This is a genomic window from Chelativorans petroleitrophicus, assembly GCF_025398195.1.
Classification (GTDB): domain Bacteria; phylum Pseudomonadota; class Alphaproteobacteria; order Rhizobiales; family Rhizobiaceae; genus Chelativorans; species Chelativorans petroleitrophicus.
In genome coordinates this window covers 57,438-72,952 of the sequence record NZ_JAODNV010000015.1, presented here as the reverse complement: position 1 = coordinate 72,952, position 15,515 = coordinate 57,438, and the positions used below count along the sequence as shown (strand labels likewise).

The window sequence follows — 15,515 nt, the reverse complement described above, 5'->3', positions numbered from 1 at the left end:
ACCATATTCCTTACACGATTTGACAGCTTTGCGCTTTATATGCGCTCAATATCCGCTCAATTCAAGCGCGAAGCACTTCGCTTCTCCAGCAGAGCCACCACCTCCACATGAGGAGACCAGAGAAACTGGTCGATGGGCGTGACCTGCACGAGCCGGTAGCCGCCTTCGGTCAGGATGGCGAGGTCGCGCGCAAGCGTTCCGGGATTGCACGAAACGGCAACCACGCGCGTGACCCGCGAAACGGCAATCTGCCGGCACTGAGCTTCCGCCCCCGCGCGCGGCGGATCGAAAACGAGGCCGTCAAATGCGGAAAGTTCCTTTGCCGTCAGCGGACGGTAAAAGAGGTCACGCTTCTGCGTCGTCACCGGCTTCAGACCCTGCGCGTGCCGCGCCGCTGCATCAAGCGCGGCGAGAGCGGCGGTGTTTCCTTCCACCGCGCGAACGCGCACACTGCGGGCAAGGCGCAGCGCAAAGGTGCCGCAGCCAGCAAAAAGGTCCGCGACATGCCCGCATTCCGTTAGATGGGACAGCACGAGATCGGCCATCACCTGTTCCGCGTGCTCGGTCGCCTGCAGGAACCCGCCCGGTGGAGGAACCACCGGGACATCGCCAAAGAGGACAACCGGCTTCTCGCGTTCGACCAGCACTTCGCCGCCGACCGAAAGACGCGCGAACCCCTTCGCCAGCACGAAGTCTATCGCCTTCCGGCGCATCTCCTCGCCGGGCAGCCGCGAATCGGCTGCTATATCGAGCCCGGTGCGGGTGGCCGTGACGGTGAGATGAAATGGCCGCGGTCCCGCCGCGACCAGGCCTGCAAGCAGGCGCAGATCCGGAAGCGCCGCACTGATCTCCGGCAGGGCGACCGGACATTGCTCGATCTCCACGATCCGGTGCGACTGTGCGGCGTTGAAGCCCAGTTGCACGCCGCTCCCGGAACGGCATGCCGTGAGGGTGACGCGCCGGCGGGATGCGGGCGGGCAGAGCAAAAGCGGGCCGACTTCCGCCATAAGTCTCCGGCTCCTGAGCGCCCGGACGACCTTTTCCCGCTTCCATTCCGCATAGGCGGAAGTTGCCAGGTGCTGCACCGCGCACCCTCCGCACGTGCCGAAATGCGGGCTGACCGGCTCCACCCGCAAAGGAGACGGCGTCTCGATCGAGACGAGCCGGCCGCGCTGCTTCTCGACTTGGGCAACCACCACCTCGCCCGGGAGCGCGAAGGGCACATAGACCAGCCCTTGGGGGGTGTGAGAGATACCGTCCCCCTGTGCGCCCAATTCGCTGATTGTAAGGCGCTCGGTCATCGCTTGCGGGCCGCCAGCAGGAACTCCCGGTTGCCATCGCCGCCCTCGATGGGCGACGGCACCAGGCCGAGAACATGCCAGCCGTCGTTCGTTTGGAGCCATGCGGCGATCTCGTGGGCGATTTCTTCCGCCTTCTCCGGATCGCGCAGCAGACCGCCCTTGCCGATCGCCTCCCGTCCCGCCTCGAATTGCGGCTTGACCAGAAAGAGGCCGTGCGCGCCGCTTTCCGCCATGGCAAGCGCGGGGGGAAGCGCCAGCTTCAGGGAAATGAAACTGACGTCGCCGACGAGAAAGTCCGGCCGGTGTCCGCCGATCTCTTCAAGCGTCAGATGACGCGCATTCACGCCCTCCAGACAGGTGACGCGCTTATCCTCGCGCAAGCGGGCATCCATCTGCCCCGTACCGACATCAATGGCGACCACATGGGCGGCCCCACGCTCCAGAAGCACCTGCGTGAAACCGCCGGTGGAAGCGCCAATATCGAGCGCTCTGGCCCCACACGGATCAAGGCCGAAGGCATCCAGACCATGTACGAGCTTCAGCGCCGCGCGCGAGACATAGCAGCGCGCGGGATCCTCCACCACGATCCGCGCGTCCACGCCAACGGGCTGCCCCGGCCTTTCGGCGACAGCCTCTCCCACGCGGACGGTCCCCCGCAGGATCGCATCGCGGGAACGGGCGCGCGTCGCAAAGAACCCGCGCTCCACCAGAAGCTGGTCAAGGCGAAGGCGCGGGTTCAGAGGCGAAGTCATGGATGTCGTGCCGCGATCGGATGGGACAAGGTCCCGTCCATATAGGCCATTCTTCGGCCGCGTCATACCGCCGGTGCATCCGGATTCCACCTCCTTGTTGCAGGACGCAGCCAAGGTGCGGGCCAGCCGAAGCCGGGCAGGCACAGTCCGTCAGGCAATCACCTCGACCCACTCGTCGGGGATGTCCCCTTGGACGTAAAACACTTCCTGTTCCTGCTCGTTGAAGGCGGTTTCGATGGCTTTTGCGAGCGTTCCCTTGCTGATCTTCCCGCTCTTGGCCAGGCGCGGTCCGTCGTTCTTGAGGATATCCTCCACGGTTCGGAAGTTCTCCGGGTCGTGCGAGGTGTCGATGCGCAGCAGCTTCCCGGTCGGCGTTTTAAACCTTTCGGCTATCTGTCGCGCCATTGTCAGGGATGCCGCCTCGCTTTTTCTTCCGACATGGGTGGCGACATGCTTGATGATCGCCGCAAGGCGGTCATCCATGGTTGCAAACTTTTCAGGGATGACGATCGAGCGGCCCGCCTGGGCCCTATATAACGTTTTGGGCACCTTTAGCTTCGCGCGTTCATCTATCTCCTCTTTGATGAGCTGCTCCGTATACGGGCTTCTCACTCTCCCCGTACGGAGCAATGATCTATATATTTGTTTCAGTATATCTTCGCCATCGCCAGCGCTTTCCTGCAGATTTTCTTCCTCCAGGAGCGCTCGGTTATCCCCGCGCGACATCACGCCGCAAACGTTCCCTCTCCGGCAGCGTTTCAGCAGGCTGAAATCTTCAGGCGCGTGAGCGACCTCGTAGGCCTGCGCGCCATCCGCATCGAAGAAGTCCGGGACAATGAAATCACTGAGCTCCTGCCCGCTTTCCCGCAGGAAAGTGCTGGTCTTGGAGCCGTCCATGACAGCCCTTGCCGCCGCGGATGCCTTCGCTTCGGTCGCGGCTTCTTCCCCAAGGAGTTCGACTGCGGCTTCGGCGGCCTTCACGCCGCTCCTGATCGCCAGAGCGCTTTCGCCCAGAATCGGGACAGCCATCAAGCCCGCGGCGACGGCATTCTCGACAACGTCACTTACCGCCTTGAAGAGCGCTTCGCGCTCCACCGCTTTCGGGGCCTGCTCAAGATCCGTTATCTGCGACTTCAGATATTCCTTCGTTTTCTCTACCGCGAACTCCTTTATCGAGCGCTGATTGGGGGAATTCAGAAGGATCCGCACGCTGGCCATGAGGCGCGGATCGCCGCCATAGTCCGTGAACTTCACGTCGAGCTTCCGCGCCAGTTCTGCAAAATCTCCCGAATCGGCGGGATTGCGGTCGAGCCTTTTGACCCTCCCCTCCGGATCAACGAGAACGAATCCGTGATCTGGAAGGCGGGCGATCAAAGCCGGCATGTTTCTGCCGTTTGTGAGCTCCTTGGGTATTCCGAGACTGGAGATGCCGGAATACCCCTTCATTTGGACGATCTTGTCGATGTGATAAATTTCATCTGGACGAAATTCCATAAATAATCTTGGAATCTTGTTCCTTCTGGCATTTTCATTAACAATCGATATGGACAGTTTATCTATATTATCTTCTATATAATCTATAAATTGCTTATAATATAGCTTACTTGCTTTTATCGCTACTATCCCGCCCATGTCCACATGAGACAATGGCAGCCTTCTCCGCTTGTGTGCCGGCGTTTGCGCAACGATCTCCTTCGTTATCTCGGAAAGCGGCTTGAATTTCGGCTTCTTCGGGAGGTTGTGCTCCTCTTTCCAGGCCTTTCTGTAAAGCGCGATCTCCCTTTCGCGGGAGAGCTTCACCTTGTCTCCGCCGTTCTCCAGAGCCCAGATATCAGCCTCCTCCCGCAGCAGATCATACGACTTGCGGACCTTGGCTTCATCGTCCGGATTGGCGCGCGCATCGAGGTGAATTCTGTTTGCCTCATGCAGCACCTGCTCATCTTCCATGCCCCGCGCTCTTTCTCCCCATAGTTTCCGCGCCGCCTTCACACGCGCGCCGGCGAAGGAGCCCTTTTCGAGCGGCAGATCTCCATTGAGCTGCGGGATGTCCTCGACAGACCGGGCCGCGGCCGATCTGGCCAAGCGCAGGCTCTTGGGGGACGTCACTTGCTCCGCGGCGGCCGTATCGGATTTCACCGTCTGCGACCCGAGCGCACGCGGAAACGTTGCTGCCAGCGGTGCGGACAGGCCCTCTCCGCTGGTCAGACCCGCCTGCTCCGGCCAGTACCGGTCGCCCGCCGCGGGAGAGATGCTCGCTCCCGCTTTGGCAACATTGTCGGCAATCAGCATCGTGCTCAGCAGAAGACCCAACGTCACCGCGGAAGACTTTGCCGATAGATGCCGGGGTATGCGGACGCCGCTTTCGCCATAAGCGGATTGTTCCCACCGTTCGGGCAATTCGAACTGCGGCTCTGACGACAAATGCGGTGTCACCGTTTCCGGCCGGGCATGCCGGGGCTTTTCCGCCATCCTCGCATGGTAGCGGCCGACAGCTCCTCTCCAGTCATTCAGGGACGAATCGATGGACCTTTGCGGCATCTGCACATTCCTTCTTTCCACAGCTTGAGGGAAAGCCGACGGGATGGTCACGGCCTCGCAAGCCGCGTCCGAAAGTCGGGCGAAGGCGAACCTAGCCGGAACGGGGGTTATCGAGGTCTTTGTTCTGGTTATGGTCTGAACAGGCCCCGCGGCTTATTGGGCGCGAAACGCCCGGCGACCGGGTGCTCAATGCCTTGCACCCGTGCGTGTTCACATTGATGATGCGCAGGGTTGCACCCGCCGGATGACCGGCAGGTTTCAGGCGCGGGCGGCCTTCGTCTCCTGGCCGAGAGCTGCAAAGACGGTTCTGACGATGCCGGCGCAGTCGAGCCCCGCCTTGGCATACATCCTTTCCGGTTTCGCCTGGTCCATGAAAATGTCGGGCATGACCAGCGGGCGGACCTTGAGCCCGTTTTCAAGCAATCCCTGATGGGCGAGGAAATGTAGGACATGGGCGCCGAAGCCGCCGATCGCGCCTTCCTCGATGGTGACCAAAACCTCATGCTCCCGCGCAAGCCGCGCAATCAGCGCCGTATCCAGCGGCTTTGCAAAGCGCGCGTCGGCGACGGTTGTGGAAAGGCCCGCGGCCTCCAGCTCGTCGGCCGCCTTCAGGCATTCGCCAAGCCGCCCGCCAAGGGAGAGGAGCGCCACCTTCGTGCCCTCGCGCACCACGCGTCCCTTGCCGATCTCCAGCGCCTCGCCGCGTTCGGGCATCGGCACACCCATTCCGTTCCCCCGCGGATAGCGGAACGCTATGGGGCCTTCGTCATAGACAGCAGCCGTATGCACCATGTGCTTCAGCTCCGCCTCGTCGCTCGCCGCCATCACGACGAGGTTTGGCAGGGTGGCGAGGAAGGTCACGTCGAAGGCGCCGCAATGCGTGGCACCGTCGGCGCCGACGAAGCCCGCGCGGTCGATGGCGAAGCGCACCGGCAGGTTCTGAATCGCCACGTCGTGGACGACCTGATCGTAGGCGCGCTGAAGGAAGGTGGAATAGATGGCGGCAAAGGGGCGGAAGCCCTCGGCAGCAAGTCCGGCCGCGAATGTCACCGCGTGCTGCTCGGCGATGCCGACGTCAAAGAAACGCTTTGGAAACGCCTCCCCGAACTTGTCGAGTCCCGTGCCCGAGGGCATGGCGGCGGTGATGGCCACGATACGCTCGTCCCGGCGCGCCTCCTCGACGAGAGACTGCGCGAACACCTTCGTGTAGCTGGGCGGGCCGGCAGGGCTCTTGGCCTGCGCGCCGGTGATGACATCGAACTTGGCGACGCCGTGATACTTGTCGGCGGCCGCTTCCGCCGGCGGATAGCCCTTGCCCTTTTGGGTCACCACGTGGATGAGCACCGGGCCGTTGCCATGGTCGCGCACGTTCCTCAGCACCGGCACCAGGTGTTCCAGATTGTGCCCATCGATCGGGCCGATGTGGAAGAACCCGAGCTCCTCGAAAAGCGTGCCTCCGGTGACATAGCCGCGCGCATGCTCCACCGCGCGGGTGATCGCGCGGTTGACGCCCTTGCCGAGATAGGAGGTGAGCTTCTTGCCGAAATCGCGGAAGCCCTGATAGGCGCCGCCCGAGGCGAGCCGGGCGAGATAGGCGCTCATCGCGCCGGTGGGCCGGGCGATCGACATGTCGTTGTCATTCAGGATGACGATCAGCCGTGCATTCAGGGCGCCCGCATTGTTCATGGCCTCGTAGGCCATGCCGGCGGACATGGCGCCGTCCCCGATCACCGCGATGACATGACGCTTGCCGCCGGATAGCTCGCGCGCCACGGCCATGCCGAGCCCGGCGGAAATCGAGGTCGAGGAATGCGCCGCGCCGAAGGGGTCGTATTCGCTTTCTGCGCGCTTGGTGAAGCCGGAAAGCCCGTTTTCCTGCCGTAGCGTGCGGATGCGGTCGCGCCGCCCTGTCAGGATCTTGTGCGGATAGGCCTGATGGCCCACATCCCAGATCAGCCGGTCGTGCGGGGTGTCGAACACATAGTGCAGCGCCACGGTGAGCTCGACCACGCCCAGCCCGGCGCCTAAATGCCCGCCGGTCTGCGAAACCGCGTCGATCAACTCGGCGCGCAGCTCCTCGGCAAGCTTCGGCAGATCTTCCTCGGGAAGCTGCTTCAGGTCGGAGGGAAAGCGCACACGATCCAGAATGGGCGTTTCAGGGGGCGATTTCACGCTTCGTCACTCGTCTCGAACACTTCCGGAAGGAAATAGGCCGTCACAGGCACAAAGTAAACGCGCCGCAGCGATATAGAATCTACCGGAAGTTTGCAGGCGGGAGAGAACCGGCCACAGGCGCCTCACTTCGGATCGAGCGGCTCGGTGCCCACCGGCGCGCCATCCCGCGACAGCCTGATCTTCTCCACCTTGTCCTCAGCGGCCTTGAGCAGCCGGTCGCAATGGGCCTTCAGCGCCTCGCCGCGCTCGTAGATGCGGATCGACTGTTCCAGCGGCACGTCGCCGCGCTCCAGATCGTTCACGATCGCTTCAAGCGCCTCGAGGGCCTGCTCGAAGGTCATCGTCTTGATGTCGTCATTGCTCGCGGCATCGCCGTTTTCGGCACTCATGCTTCACCCCTTCATCAGGCGTCTGACGTGGACGGCCACCGAGCGCGCCAGCCCCTGAAGGTCGTAACCCCCTTCGAGCAGGCTGACAAGGCGATTGCCCGACCAGCGCTCCGCCTGCTCCATAAGCCTCTCCGTCGCCCAGCCAAAATCTTCCTCGCTGAAATTGAGCTCGGCCAGCGGATCGCGGTGATGGGCATCGAAACCCGCGGAAATGATAACGAGATCCGGGCGGAACGCCTCAATGCGCGGCAGAATGATCCCGCTCAACGCGCGGCGGAACGCTTCTCCGTCTACCCCCGGCTCGAGCGGCACATTGACGATGTTGCCTGCTCCCGTTTCCGACGCCGCACCCGTGCCCGGATAAAGCGGCATCTGGTGGGTCGAGCAGTATAGCACGGAAGGATCGTCCCAGAAGATGTCCTGCGTCCCGTTGCCGTGATGCACGTCCCAATCGACGATGGCCACGCGCTCCGCCCCATGCGCCGTCTGGGCATGGCGCGCTGCGACTGCGGCATTGTTGAACAGGCAGAAGCCCCTCGCCCTCTCCCGCTCCGCATGGTGACCGGGAGGGCGAACCGCCACGAAAGCATTGTCAGCCTTGCCGGTGAACACGTCATCCACCGCCGCCAGCGCGCCGCCGATGGCGGCCAGTGCTGCTTCCCAGCTCTTCGGGCTCACGCTGGTGTCCGCATCGACCCTGGCAAGCCCTTCCTCAGGGACAAAGGCCTTCACGCGGCGGAGATGGATTTCGGGATGGGCGAGAAGAATGGAAGATTCCTCCGCCAGAGGCGCCTCGCAACGCTCGAGCTCCTTGAAAGCGTCGTCCTCCAGCGCCCGCTCGATGGCGCGTAGCCGATCCGGCCGCTCGGGATGGCCGGGCGGCGTCAAATGCTGGAGACACACGGGGTGGCTGTACAGTCTCGTCGGCATCGCCCCGGTATAGACGCGTGAGCCGGGCTTGGCCACGCCGCAGCGCGCGGCATCAACAGGCTTCAGGGCTGCATCCCGGACCCATGAGGCGCGCCTGATCGCAAAAATTTCATCAGGGAAACAGTTGAAGCTCCCGGCATATGCGCGGAAAATCTCGAGGCTGGCGAAAGCAGCCGGTAGACCCATGAGAGGAGGGAAAGATGCCCTTTACACGACGTGAGACCCTGAAGTTCGCCGTCGCGGGTTTGGCAGGGGCCGGCGCGATCACCGTTATGCCTTTTGCCGCGCGTGCCCAGGGCAGCGGCGACACCTATGAGACCGAAAACGGCGAGATCACCATCTTTCCGGTCTCGCACGCCTCCTTCGTCATGACCGTGCCCGGCTTGGTGATCTACAGCGATCCGGTTGGCGGGGCGGAAGCCTACCAGGGCCATCCGGCGCCGGACCTCATCCTGATCACCCACGAGCACGGCGACCATTATGATGCCGAAACGCTCTCCGCTATCGTCGGGGACGAAACTCGGCTGATCACCAACCCCGCCGTTTTCGATATGCTGCCCGAGGAGCTGAAGGCGAAGGCGAGCGCCATCGGAAACGGCGACAGCACCGCCGTGGGCGATCTGACGATCGAGGCAATCCCGGCCTACAACACTACGCCGGAGCGGCTGCAATATCACCCGCAGGGGCGGGACAACGGCTACATCGTCACGACCGGCGGCCGGCGCGTCTACATCGCGGGCGACACGGAAGACATTCCCGAAATGCGCGCGCTCACCGACATTCACATCGCCTTCGTGCCGATGAACTTGCCCTACACCATGGACATCGACCAGGCGTCCTCGGCGGTTGCCGAATTCGCGCCCGCCTATGTCTATCCCTATCACTACCAGGGCAGCGACGTGGAGGCTTTCGCCCAAAAGGTCGCCGAAGCCGGCGGCGCAACGAAAGTCGTGCTTGGCGCGTGGTACGCCTGAGGGCGGCACACGATTGCCGGCGGCATCGGCACATGCGTGTGCCGGTGCTACTCCCTATCGATGATCTGCGTTTCGACAATCTCGATGCCGAAGCCTTCAAGCCCGACATAGTGCCGCTCGCGTGAGGCCATGAGCTTTATCGAGGTGATGCCGAGATCTTTCAGGATCTGCGCGCCGAGACCCACCTCACGCCATTCGCTCTCCCGGTCCAGCGCCTCCGCGTGCGACTCGCTGCCTTCGGCGCGGCGGCGCGGCTGGTGGGCAACGCCGACCGATCCCTCGCGCAGATAGACCACCACGCCGCGCCCCATGGCGGCGATCGACCTTACCACATGGTGCAGCCGGTTTTCCCTGCCGAACACGTCGGTCACGACATTCTCGGTGTGGAGCCGCACCGGAATCCGTGCGCCATCCCGGATATCCCCGAAGACGACGGCCAGATGCTGCATCGCCTCCCATGGCAGGGTGTAGGCGTGCGCGACGGCGGGGCCGCCGCGCGTGTCAATCGGGAACGTGGCCACGCGCTCGACCAACGTTTCCTGCCGTTGCCGGTAGGCGATCAGATCGGCGACGGAGACCTGACGCAGCCCGTGCTTCCTGGCGAACTCGGCCACCTGCGGCCCGCGCATGACGCTGCCGTCGTCATTCACCAGTTCGCAGATCACGCCGATGGGTGGCAGCCCGGAAAGCTTGCAGAGGTCCACCGCGGCTTCCGTATGACCGGAGCGCATGAGCACCCCGCCCTCACGCGCAACCAGTGGAAATATATGCCCGGGCCGCACGAAGTCGCCCGCACCGGCATTCGGATTGGCGAGATTGCGCACTGTAAGCGTCCGGTCCTCGGCGGAAATCCCGGTGGTGGTGCCATGCTTGAAATCGACGCTAACGGTGAAGGCCGTATGGTGCGGCGCGTCGTTCTCCGCCACCATGGGCTGGAGATTGAGCCGCTTCGCCTCCTCGCGCGGCATGGGCGCGCAGACGATGCCGGAGGTGTGGCGCACGATGAACGCCATCTTCTCGGGCGTACAGTGCACCGCCGCAAGAATGAGATCGCCCTCGTTCTCACGCCCATCATCGTCGGTGACGACGACAATCTCCCCGCGCTCGAAGGCACGCAGGGCTTCCACTACTCTTGTCTGATCATAGGTCATTGGAGGTCATGATCCGCCAGTGGGGGCGGCGAACGGCAGAAGACCTGGCCTGCGCCCCGGGTTAGCAGCGTCTGAACTTGTTGCCCGTCCGCTCATCCTCTTCCCGTCTGCCCGCGGTGCCGCAGATAGTGGTCTGCAATCGCGCAGGCAACCATCGCCTCGCCGATGGGCACGGCGCGGATGCCGACACAGGGATCGTGCCGCCCCTTGGTGACGACCTCGACCTCGGCCCCGCTGCGGTCGACGCTGCGGCGCGGCGTCAGGATGGATGAGGTGGGCTTGACGGCGAACCGCGCCACCACGGGCTGGCCGGTAGAAATGCCCCCCAGAATGCCGCCGGCATTGTTCGACAGGAAGACCGGCTTCCCCTCCGGCCCCGCGCGCATCTCGTCGGCATTCTCCTCGCCCCTGATCCGGGCCGCCTGGAAGCCGTTGCCGATCTCCACGCCCTTGACGGCGTTGATGGACATCAGATTGGCGCAGATGTCCTGATCGAGCTTTCCGTAGAGCGGTGCGCCAAGACCCGCCGGCACGCCTTCGGCCACAACCTCGATCACCGCACCGACCGACGAGCCCGCCTTGCGGATGCTGTCGAGATAATCCGTAAAGACCGGCACCGAGGCCGGATCGGGCGTAAAGAACGGATTTTCTGGATCGTTGACGAAATCCCAGTCCCAATTCGCGCGGTCGATTTCCTTCTCGCCCATGGAAACGAGCGCGCCGCGAACCACCAGCCCCGGCACGACCTTGCGCGCCAGCGCACCGGCAGCCACCCGCATGGCGGTCTCGCGGGCGGACGAGCGCCCGCCGCCGCGATAATCGCGCAGGCCGTATTTCGCCTCGTAGGTGTAGTCCGCGTGACCGGGTCGGTAGCGCTCGGCAATCTCGCGGTAATCCTTGGAGCGTTGATCGACGTTCTCGATCATCATGGAAATGGGTGTGCCGGTGGTCACCAGCGTCTCGCCGTCTTCCTCGGGCAGGACTCCGGACAGAACCTTCACCGCGTCCGGCTCGCGGCGCTGGGTGACGAAACGCGACCGGCCCGGCCTGCGCCGGTCAAGCTCGGCCTGAATGTCGCCAACGGTGAACCGGATGCCGGGCGGGCACCCATCGATTACGCAGCCGATCGCCGGACCATGGCTTTCGCCCCACGTGGTGACGCGAAACAGATGACCGAAAGTGTTGTGCGACATAGATGCTTCTTTCCGCGCGGTGCCGTACGCTTCTATGGCGCTTTCAGGATGCGGTCAAACCCATGCACCGAACGAGTTTCGACACATTTCGCATTTCTAATGGATTATAGTCACGATCGGTCGTCGCAAACGCATTCACGAAGAGGTCAGATATGCGAAACGCAGTTGCTGCGCTCTTACTGCTGTTCCTTTCCCTCCCCGCCCTTTCCGCCGAGGCGGAAGGCACCGTGACCAAGGTCGATCCGGAGGCGATGACGATCACGCTGGATGACGGCGGCACCTACAAGCTGCCGGCGGAAATGGATATTTCCGTCATTACAGACGGTGTCCAGGTGGTGCTTGCCTACCAGGAAACCGAAAACGGCGTGAAGCAGATCACCGACATGTTCCTGCCCGAGTGACGGGCGTTACACCCATTCGAGCCGGCCGCACTCGGCGCGCAGAATCCTGTCCTGCGGCACCGCAAGCTCGCATGCCTCTTCGGCGGGCAGGCCGCCCAGCCAGTGAAAGATCGTGCGTACAACCCCGCCATGGGTGACGCAGACGGTCGGCCTCTTCAGTTCCTCCAGCCACGAGCGGACACGGGCCGCAAGCACCTCGTAGCTTTCCGCATCCGCACCCGGCGGAAGAAAATGCCATTTGGCGGCAGAGCGCGCATCCGTGCAGCCCGGTTCGCGCGCTTCCAGTTCCGCATAGGTGAATCCCTGCCAGTCCCCGAAATGCACCTCCTTGAGGCGCGGATCGGTGCGGTATCCATGCGGCGGCAGGCCGAGCTGCACGCGCACGCGCTCCATTGTCTCGGCCGTACGGCGCAGCGGACTCGCCACGAAATCGAATGCCGAGGGATCGGAGATCAGCTCCGCCAGACGCCGGCCGTTACGGTCGGCCTGGGCGCGGCCGCGTTCGTTGATGTCGGTGTCGGCCTGGCCCTGCAGGCGTTCCTCGACATTCCAGTCGGTCTCGCCGTGTCGGATGATGTAAAGCTGCGGAAACAATGACATGCCCTCGTGCCGGGGGCCCGTCCCCGCGGCGTTTCATTCAGTGACCGTGGAAATATCCGGCGCGTCGACCGCTTTCATGCCCACTACGTGATAGCCCGAATCGACATGCAGAACCTCGCCGGTGACGGCGCGCGAGAGATGCGAGACCAGATATAGAGCCGTGTCTCCCACCTCCTCGATGGTGACCACGCGCTTTAACGGCGAGTTGTACTCGTTCCAGCGCAGGATATAGCGGAAATCCCCGATACCCGAGGCTGCAAGCGTCTTGATGGGGCCCGCCGAAATCGCGTTGACGCGGATGTTCTTGCCGCCCAAATCGACGGCGAGATAGCGCACGCTCGCCTCCAGCGCCGCCTTGGCGACACCCATGACGTTGTAATGCGGCATCACCTTCTCGGCGCCGTAATAGGTGAGGGTCAGGATCGAGCCGCCGTCGGTCATCAGCGGCTCGGCCCGTTTGGCCACTGCCGTCAGTGAATAGACGGAGATGTCCATCGTGCGCAGGAAGTTCTCGCGCGTGGTTTCCACGTAGCGGCCGGTAAGCTCGTCCTTGTCGGAAAAAGCGATGGCGTGCACAACGAAGTCGAGCCGTCCCCAGCGCTTTTCGAGCTCCGCGAACACCGCGTCGACCGTCTGAAGCTCCGTCACGTCGCAATGGCCCACGACCCAGGCGCCCAACTCCGCAGCCAGAGGTTCGACGCGCTTCTTCAAGGCATCACCTTGATAGGTGAAGGCCAGTTCCGCCCCTTCCGCGGAGCATGCCTTGGCGATTCCCCATGCGATCGAGCGATTGTTGGCGACACCAAGCACCAGCCCCCGCTTGCCCGCCATCAGGCCATTGCCATCAGCCATGTTCATTCTCCAAATTTCGTGCGGGAGCCTATCGCACGGCGGCCATGTAAAAGGCAATAAGCCAGTGCGGCGGCTGGGGAAAGTCTCCCCGCTCTTACGTTCCCGCCGCGCCACTGCCCTCCTAGCGGAACAGCGCTTCCAGCGCCGGATCGCCGCCTTCCGGCAGCATGATGCGCACGTGGGCGTACAGGTCCCCATTGCCCCCGGTTTTCAGCGGAAGGCCACGGCCCTTAAGCCTCAGCTTGCGGTCGGAACTCGACCAGGGAGGAACGGAGACCGCCACCTTGCCCGAGGGCGTGTCCACGGCAACCTTGGCGCCGACGACCGCTTCGCGCAGGCCGACAGGCAGATCCACATGCAGGTCGCGCCCCTCGATCCGGTAGCGCGGGTGCGGCCTGATGCGCAGCTTCACCAGCGCATCGCCCCGCTCGCCGAAGGGCGTTTCGGCCCCCTGCCCCTTCAGACGAATCGTCTGGCCATCCTCCACATAGCGCGGCAGCTTCACCGCGACGCGCCGGCCGTCCGGAAAGACGGCCGTGACCTTCGCGGCGGTCGCCACATCCTCGACGCTGACATCCAGCGTGGTGTTGATATCGCCCATACCGTCAGGGCGGGTGGTGCGGCGCGTGCCGCCGCCCGAAAACGCATTGCCGAAAATCTCGGAGAAGAAATCGGCGCCGCCGAAGGGATCGCCGTCGAAGCCGCTGGTCCGAAACTCGAAGCGCGCGCCACCCGGGCCGCCGCCCGCCCGGCGGAAAGCGGCGAACGGGTCCCCATGAGCCCCGCCCTCGAAGCCGTGGAAGCGCGGCTTGCCGGTAGCGTCGATTTCACCGCGGTCATAGGCCTTCCGCTTTTCCTCGTCTCCCAGGATTTCGTAGGCCTGGTTGACTTCGGCAAAGCGCTCCTTCGCCCGCGGATCGTCTGGCCGCTGGTCCGGATGATACTTCTTCGCCAGACGGCGAAAGGCCGCCTTTATCTCCTTGGCGGACGCGCTTTTCGGCACGCCCAGCACATCATATGGGTCTTTCATCGTTCGCCTAGACGCGGGAGCCGCAACCGGGTGAATTTCTGACGCTTTTCGCCGGTAATATGCGTATTCACCGGGCCGAATTCCAGTGGAACGCCGGGCTCCGCCTCTAAAGCGACGAGAAGTCGTAGAGGCGCAGAACCCCGGCCGCATCCTCGCAGGCCGTTCCGCGGTAAAGCCCGATTCCGTCGAAATTCTCCCGCGTCGTCGTGAAGGCAAGGCATTCCCGCCCGTCCCTCTGCTCCGCGCCATAGGCCGTAATCAGTCCGCGCGCGCCGCTATCCTCGTTCTCCCACGGCAGGGCCGCGTTATCCGAGAGATCGGTCGCGGAAAGGGCTGAAAGGATGGCGCGGCCATCGGAAAGCAGGCTCTCGTCGCCCTCAAACGCTACGTTCCTCTCGGTGATCGAGGCCGTGGTAAGCCCAAGATCAGGGGCTGATTTTGCTGAAATGGGGCCGGCACATCCCTGCCCGAGCGCGATCACGGCGGCGAGAACCACCGCTCTCACCAAAAAGGACTGGCGAATTGCAGCGTCTGCCCCTTGCGTCGGCTTGTACAATCAGCATTCTCCCAAATGAGATCAAAGAGCATGATGATGATTACGAACGCGTTAAAAGACGCAGACTTCACCGAACGTGACGAGCCTTTCCGGCTGTTTGCGGACTGGCTCGCCGATGCAGAGGCATCCGAGCTTAACGACCCGAATGCCACCGCGCTCGCCACCGTCGATGAGTACGGCATGCCGAACGTGCGCATGGTGCTGCTCAAAGGCTTCGACGAGCATGGATTCGTTTTCTATACCAACTTTGAGAGTACCAAGGGCAGGGAAATTCTGGCCTCGATGAAGGCGGCCATGTGTTTCCATTGGAAAAGCCTGCGCCGGCAGGTGCGCATCCGCGGTCCCGTGGAGGTAGTGAGCGAGGATGAGGCGAACGCCTATTTCGCCTCGCGCCCGCGCGGAAGCCGCATCGGAGCCTGGGCGTCGAAACAGTCGCGGCCGCTCGAATCCCGTTTCGCTCTGGAAAAGGCTGTCGCCGAATACACGGCCAAATTCGCCGTCGGCGAAATACCCCGCCCTTCCTACTGGTCCGGCTTCCGCATCGTTCCCGAAACCATCGAGTTCTGGCACGACCGGCCTTTCCGGCTGCACGACCGCGTGCTCTTCAGACGCGAGGAAGGCGGCGCATGGAGCAAGACAAGGCTTTACCCCTGAACCCCACATGCCGCGCCCG

15 protein-coding genes are annotated in these 15,515 nt (G+C 63.4%); 3 read left to right on the top strand and 12 right to left on the bottom strand.

What is annotated here, in order from left to right:
- Positions 1 to 56 precede the first annotated feature (56 nt).
- The 6 genes from NYR54_RS14175 to NYR54_RS14150 form a co-directional block, all read right to left on the bottom strand.
- Positions 57 to 1,301 (bottom strand): class I SAM-dependent RNA methyltransferase, encoded by a 1,245-nt coding sequence (locus NYR54_RS14175; protein WP_261516346.1) that lies wholly within the window; start codon positions 1,299 to 1,301, stop codon positions 57 to 59.
- The gene (locus NYR54_RS14170) at positions 1,298 to 2,053 is read right to left on the bottom strand and encodes a TlyA family RNA methyltransferase (protein ID WP_261516345.1); all 756 of its coding nucleotides are present in this window, start codon (positions 2,051 to 2,053) and stop codon (positions 1,298 to 1,300) included. The genes NYR54_RS14175 and NYR54_RS14170 overlap by 4 nt, the downstream gene beginning before the upstream one ends.
- 150 nt (positions 2,054 to 2,203) lie before the next feature.
- The gene (locus NYR54_RS14165) at positions 2,204 to 4,522 is read right to left on the bottom strand and encodes a hypothetical protein (protein ID WP_261516344.1); all 2,319 of its coding nucleotides are present in this window, start codon (positions 4,520 to 4,522) and stop codon (positions 2,204 to 2,206) included.
- 327 nt (positions 4,523 to 4,849) lie between these two features.
- On the bottom strand, positions 4,850 to 6,763 hold the full coding sequence (gene dxs / locus NYR54_RS14160) for a 1-deoxy-D-xylulose-5-phosphate synthase (RefSeq protein WP_261516343.1): 1,914 nt from the start codon (positions 6,761 to 6,763) through the stop codon (positions 4,850 to 4,852).
- Between the two features lie 125 nt (positions 6,764 to 6,888).
- The gene (locus NYR54_RS14155) at positions 6,889 to 7,155 is read right to left on the bottom strand and encodes an exodeoxyribonuclease VII small subunit (protein WP_261516342.1); all 267 of its coding nucleotides are present in this window, start codon (positions 7,153 to 7,155) and stop codon (positions 6,889 to 6,891) included.
- Between the two features lie 3 nt (positions 7,156 to 7,158).
- On the bottom strand, positions 7,159 to 8,085 hold the full coding sequence (locus NYR54_RS14150; RefSeq protein ID WP_261516393.1) for a histone deacetylase family protein: 927 nt from the start codon (positions 8,083 to 8,085) through the stop codon (positions 7,159 to 7,161).
- Between the two features lie 200 nt (positions 8,086 to 8,285).
- On the opposite strand from NYR54_RS14150, the gene NYR54_RS14145 reads away from it, so the two are divergent.
- A complete protein-coding gene (locus tag NYR54_RS14145; protein WP_261516341.1) occupies positions 8,286 to 9,059 on the top strand; it encodes an MBL fold metallo-hydrolase in 774 nt (257 codons plus the stop codon).
- A gap of 47 nt (positions 9,060 to 9,106) precedes the next feature.
- Here NYR54_RS14145 and ribB read toward each other — a convergent pair whose 3' ends face one another.
- Positions 9,107 to 10,210 (bottom strand): 3,4-dihydroxy-2-butanone-4-phosphate synthase, encoded by a 1,104-nt coding sequence (gene ribB, locus NYR54_RS14140; protein WP_261516340.1) that lies wholly within the window; start codon positions 10,208 to 10,210, stop codon positions 9,107 to 9,109.
- Between the two features lie 92 nt (positions 10,211 to 10,302).
- Positions 10,303 to 11,403, bottom strand: coding sequence for a chorismate synthase (gene aroC / locus NYR54_RS14135; protein WP_261516339.1), 1,101 nt, complete (start codon positions 11,401 to 11,403; stop codon positions 10,303 to 10,305).
- A 152-nt stretch (positions 11,404 to 11,555) separates the two neighbouring features.
- Here aroC and NYR54_RS14130 point away from each other — a divergent pair, with 152 nt between their 5' ends.
- Positions 11,556 to 11,804 carry a DUF1344 domain-containing protein gene (locus NYR54_RS14130; RefSeq protein ID WP_261516338.1) on the top strand — a complete coding sequence of 83 codons (249 nt, stop codon included), beginning with the start codon at positions 11,556 to 11,558 and terminating at the stop codon, positions 11,802 to 11,804.
- A gap of 6 nt (positions 11,805 to 11,810) precedes the next feature.
- Here the strand turns inward: NYR54_RS14130 and NYR54_RS14125 are convergent, their stop codons facing one another.
- The 4 genes from NYR54_RS14125 to NYR54_RS14110 all read right to left on the bottom strand — a co-directional run bounded on the left by NYR54_RS14125 (position 11,811) and on the right by NYR54_RS14110 (position 14,842).
- A complete protein-coding gene (locus tag NYR54_RS14125) occupies positions 11,811 to 12,398 on the bottom strand; it encodes a histidine phosphatase family protein (RefSeq protein ID WP_261516391.1) in 588 nt (195 codons plus the stop codon).
- A 39-nt stretch (positions 12,399 to 12,437) separates the two neighbouring features.
- On the bottom strand, positions 12,438 to 13,256 hold the full coding sequence (gene fabI, locus NYR54_RS14120; protein WP_261516337.1) for an enoyl-ACP reductase FabI: 819 nt from the start codon (positions 13,254 to 13,256) through the stop codon (positions 12,438 to 12,440).
- Positions 13,257 to 13,377: 121 nt separating this feature from the next.
- A complete protein-coding gene (locus tag NYR54_RS14115; protein ID WP_261516336.1) occupies positions 13,378 to 14,286 on the bottom strand; it encodes a J domain-containing protein in 909 nt (302 codons plus the stop codon).
- Positions 14,287 to 14,392: 106 nt separating this feature from the next.
- Positions 14,393 to 14,842 (bottom strand): RT0821/Lpp0805 family surface protein, encoded by a 450-nt coding sequence (locus tag NYR54_RS14110; RefSeq protein ID WP_261516335.1) that lies wholly within the window; start codon positions 14,840 to 14,842, stop codon positions 14,393 to 14,395.
- 36 nt (positions 14,843 to 14,878) lie between these two features.
- On the opposite strand from NYR54_RS14110, the gene pdxH reads away from it, so the two are divergent.
- A complete protein-coding gene (gene pdxH, locus NYR54_RS14105; RefSeq protein ID WP_261516390.1) occupies positions 14,879 to 15,496 on the top strand; it encodes a pyridoxamine 5'-phosphate oxidase in 618 nt (205 codons plus the stop codon).
- Positions 15,497 to 15,515: the final 19 nt, after the last annotated feature.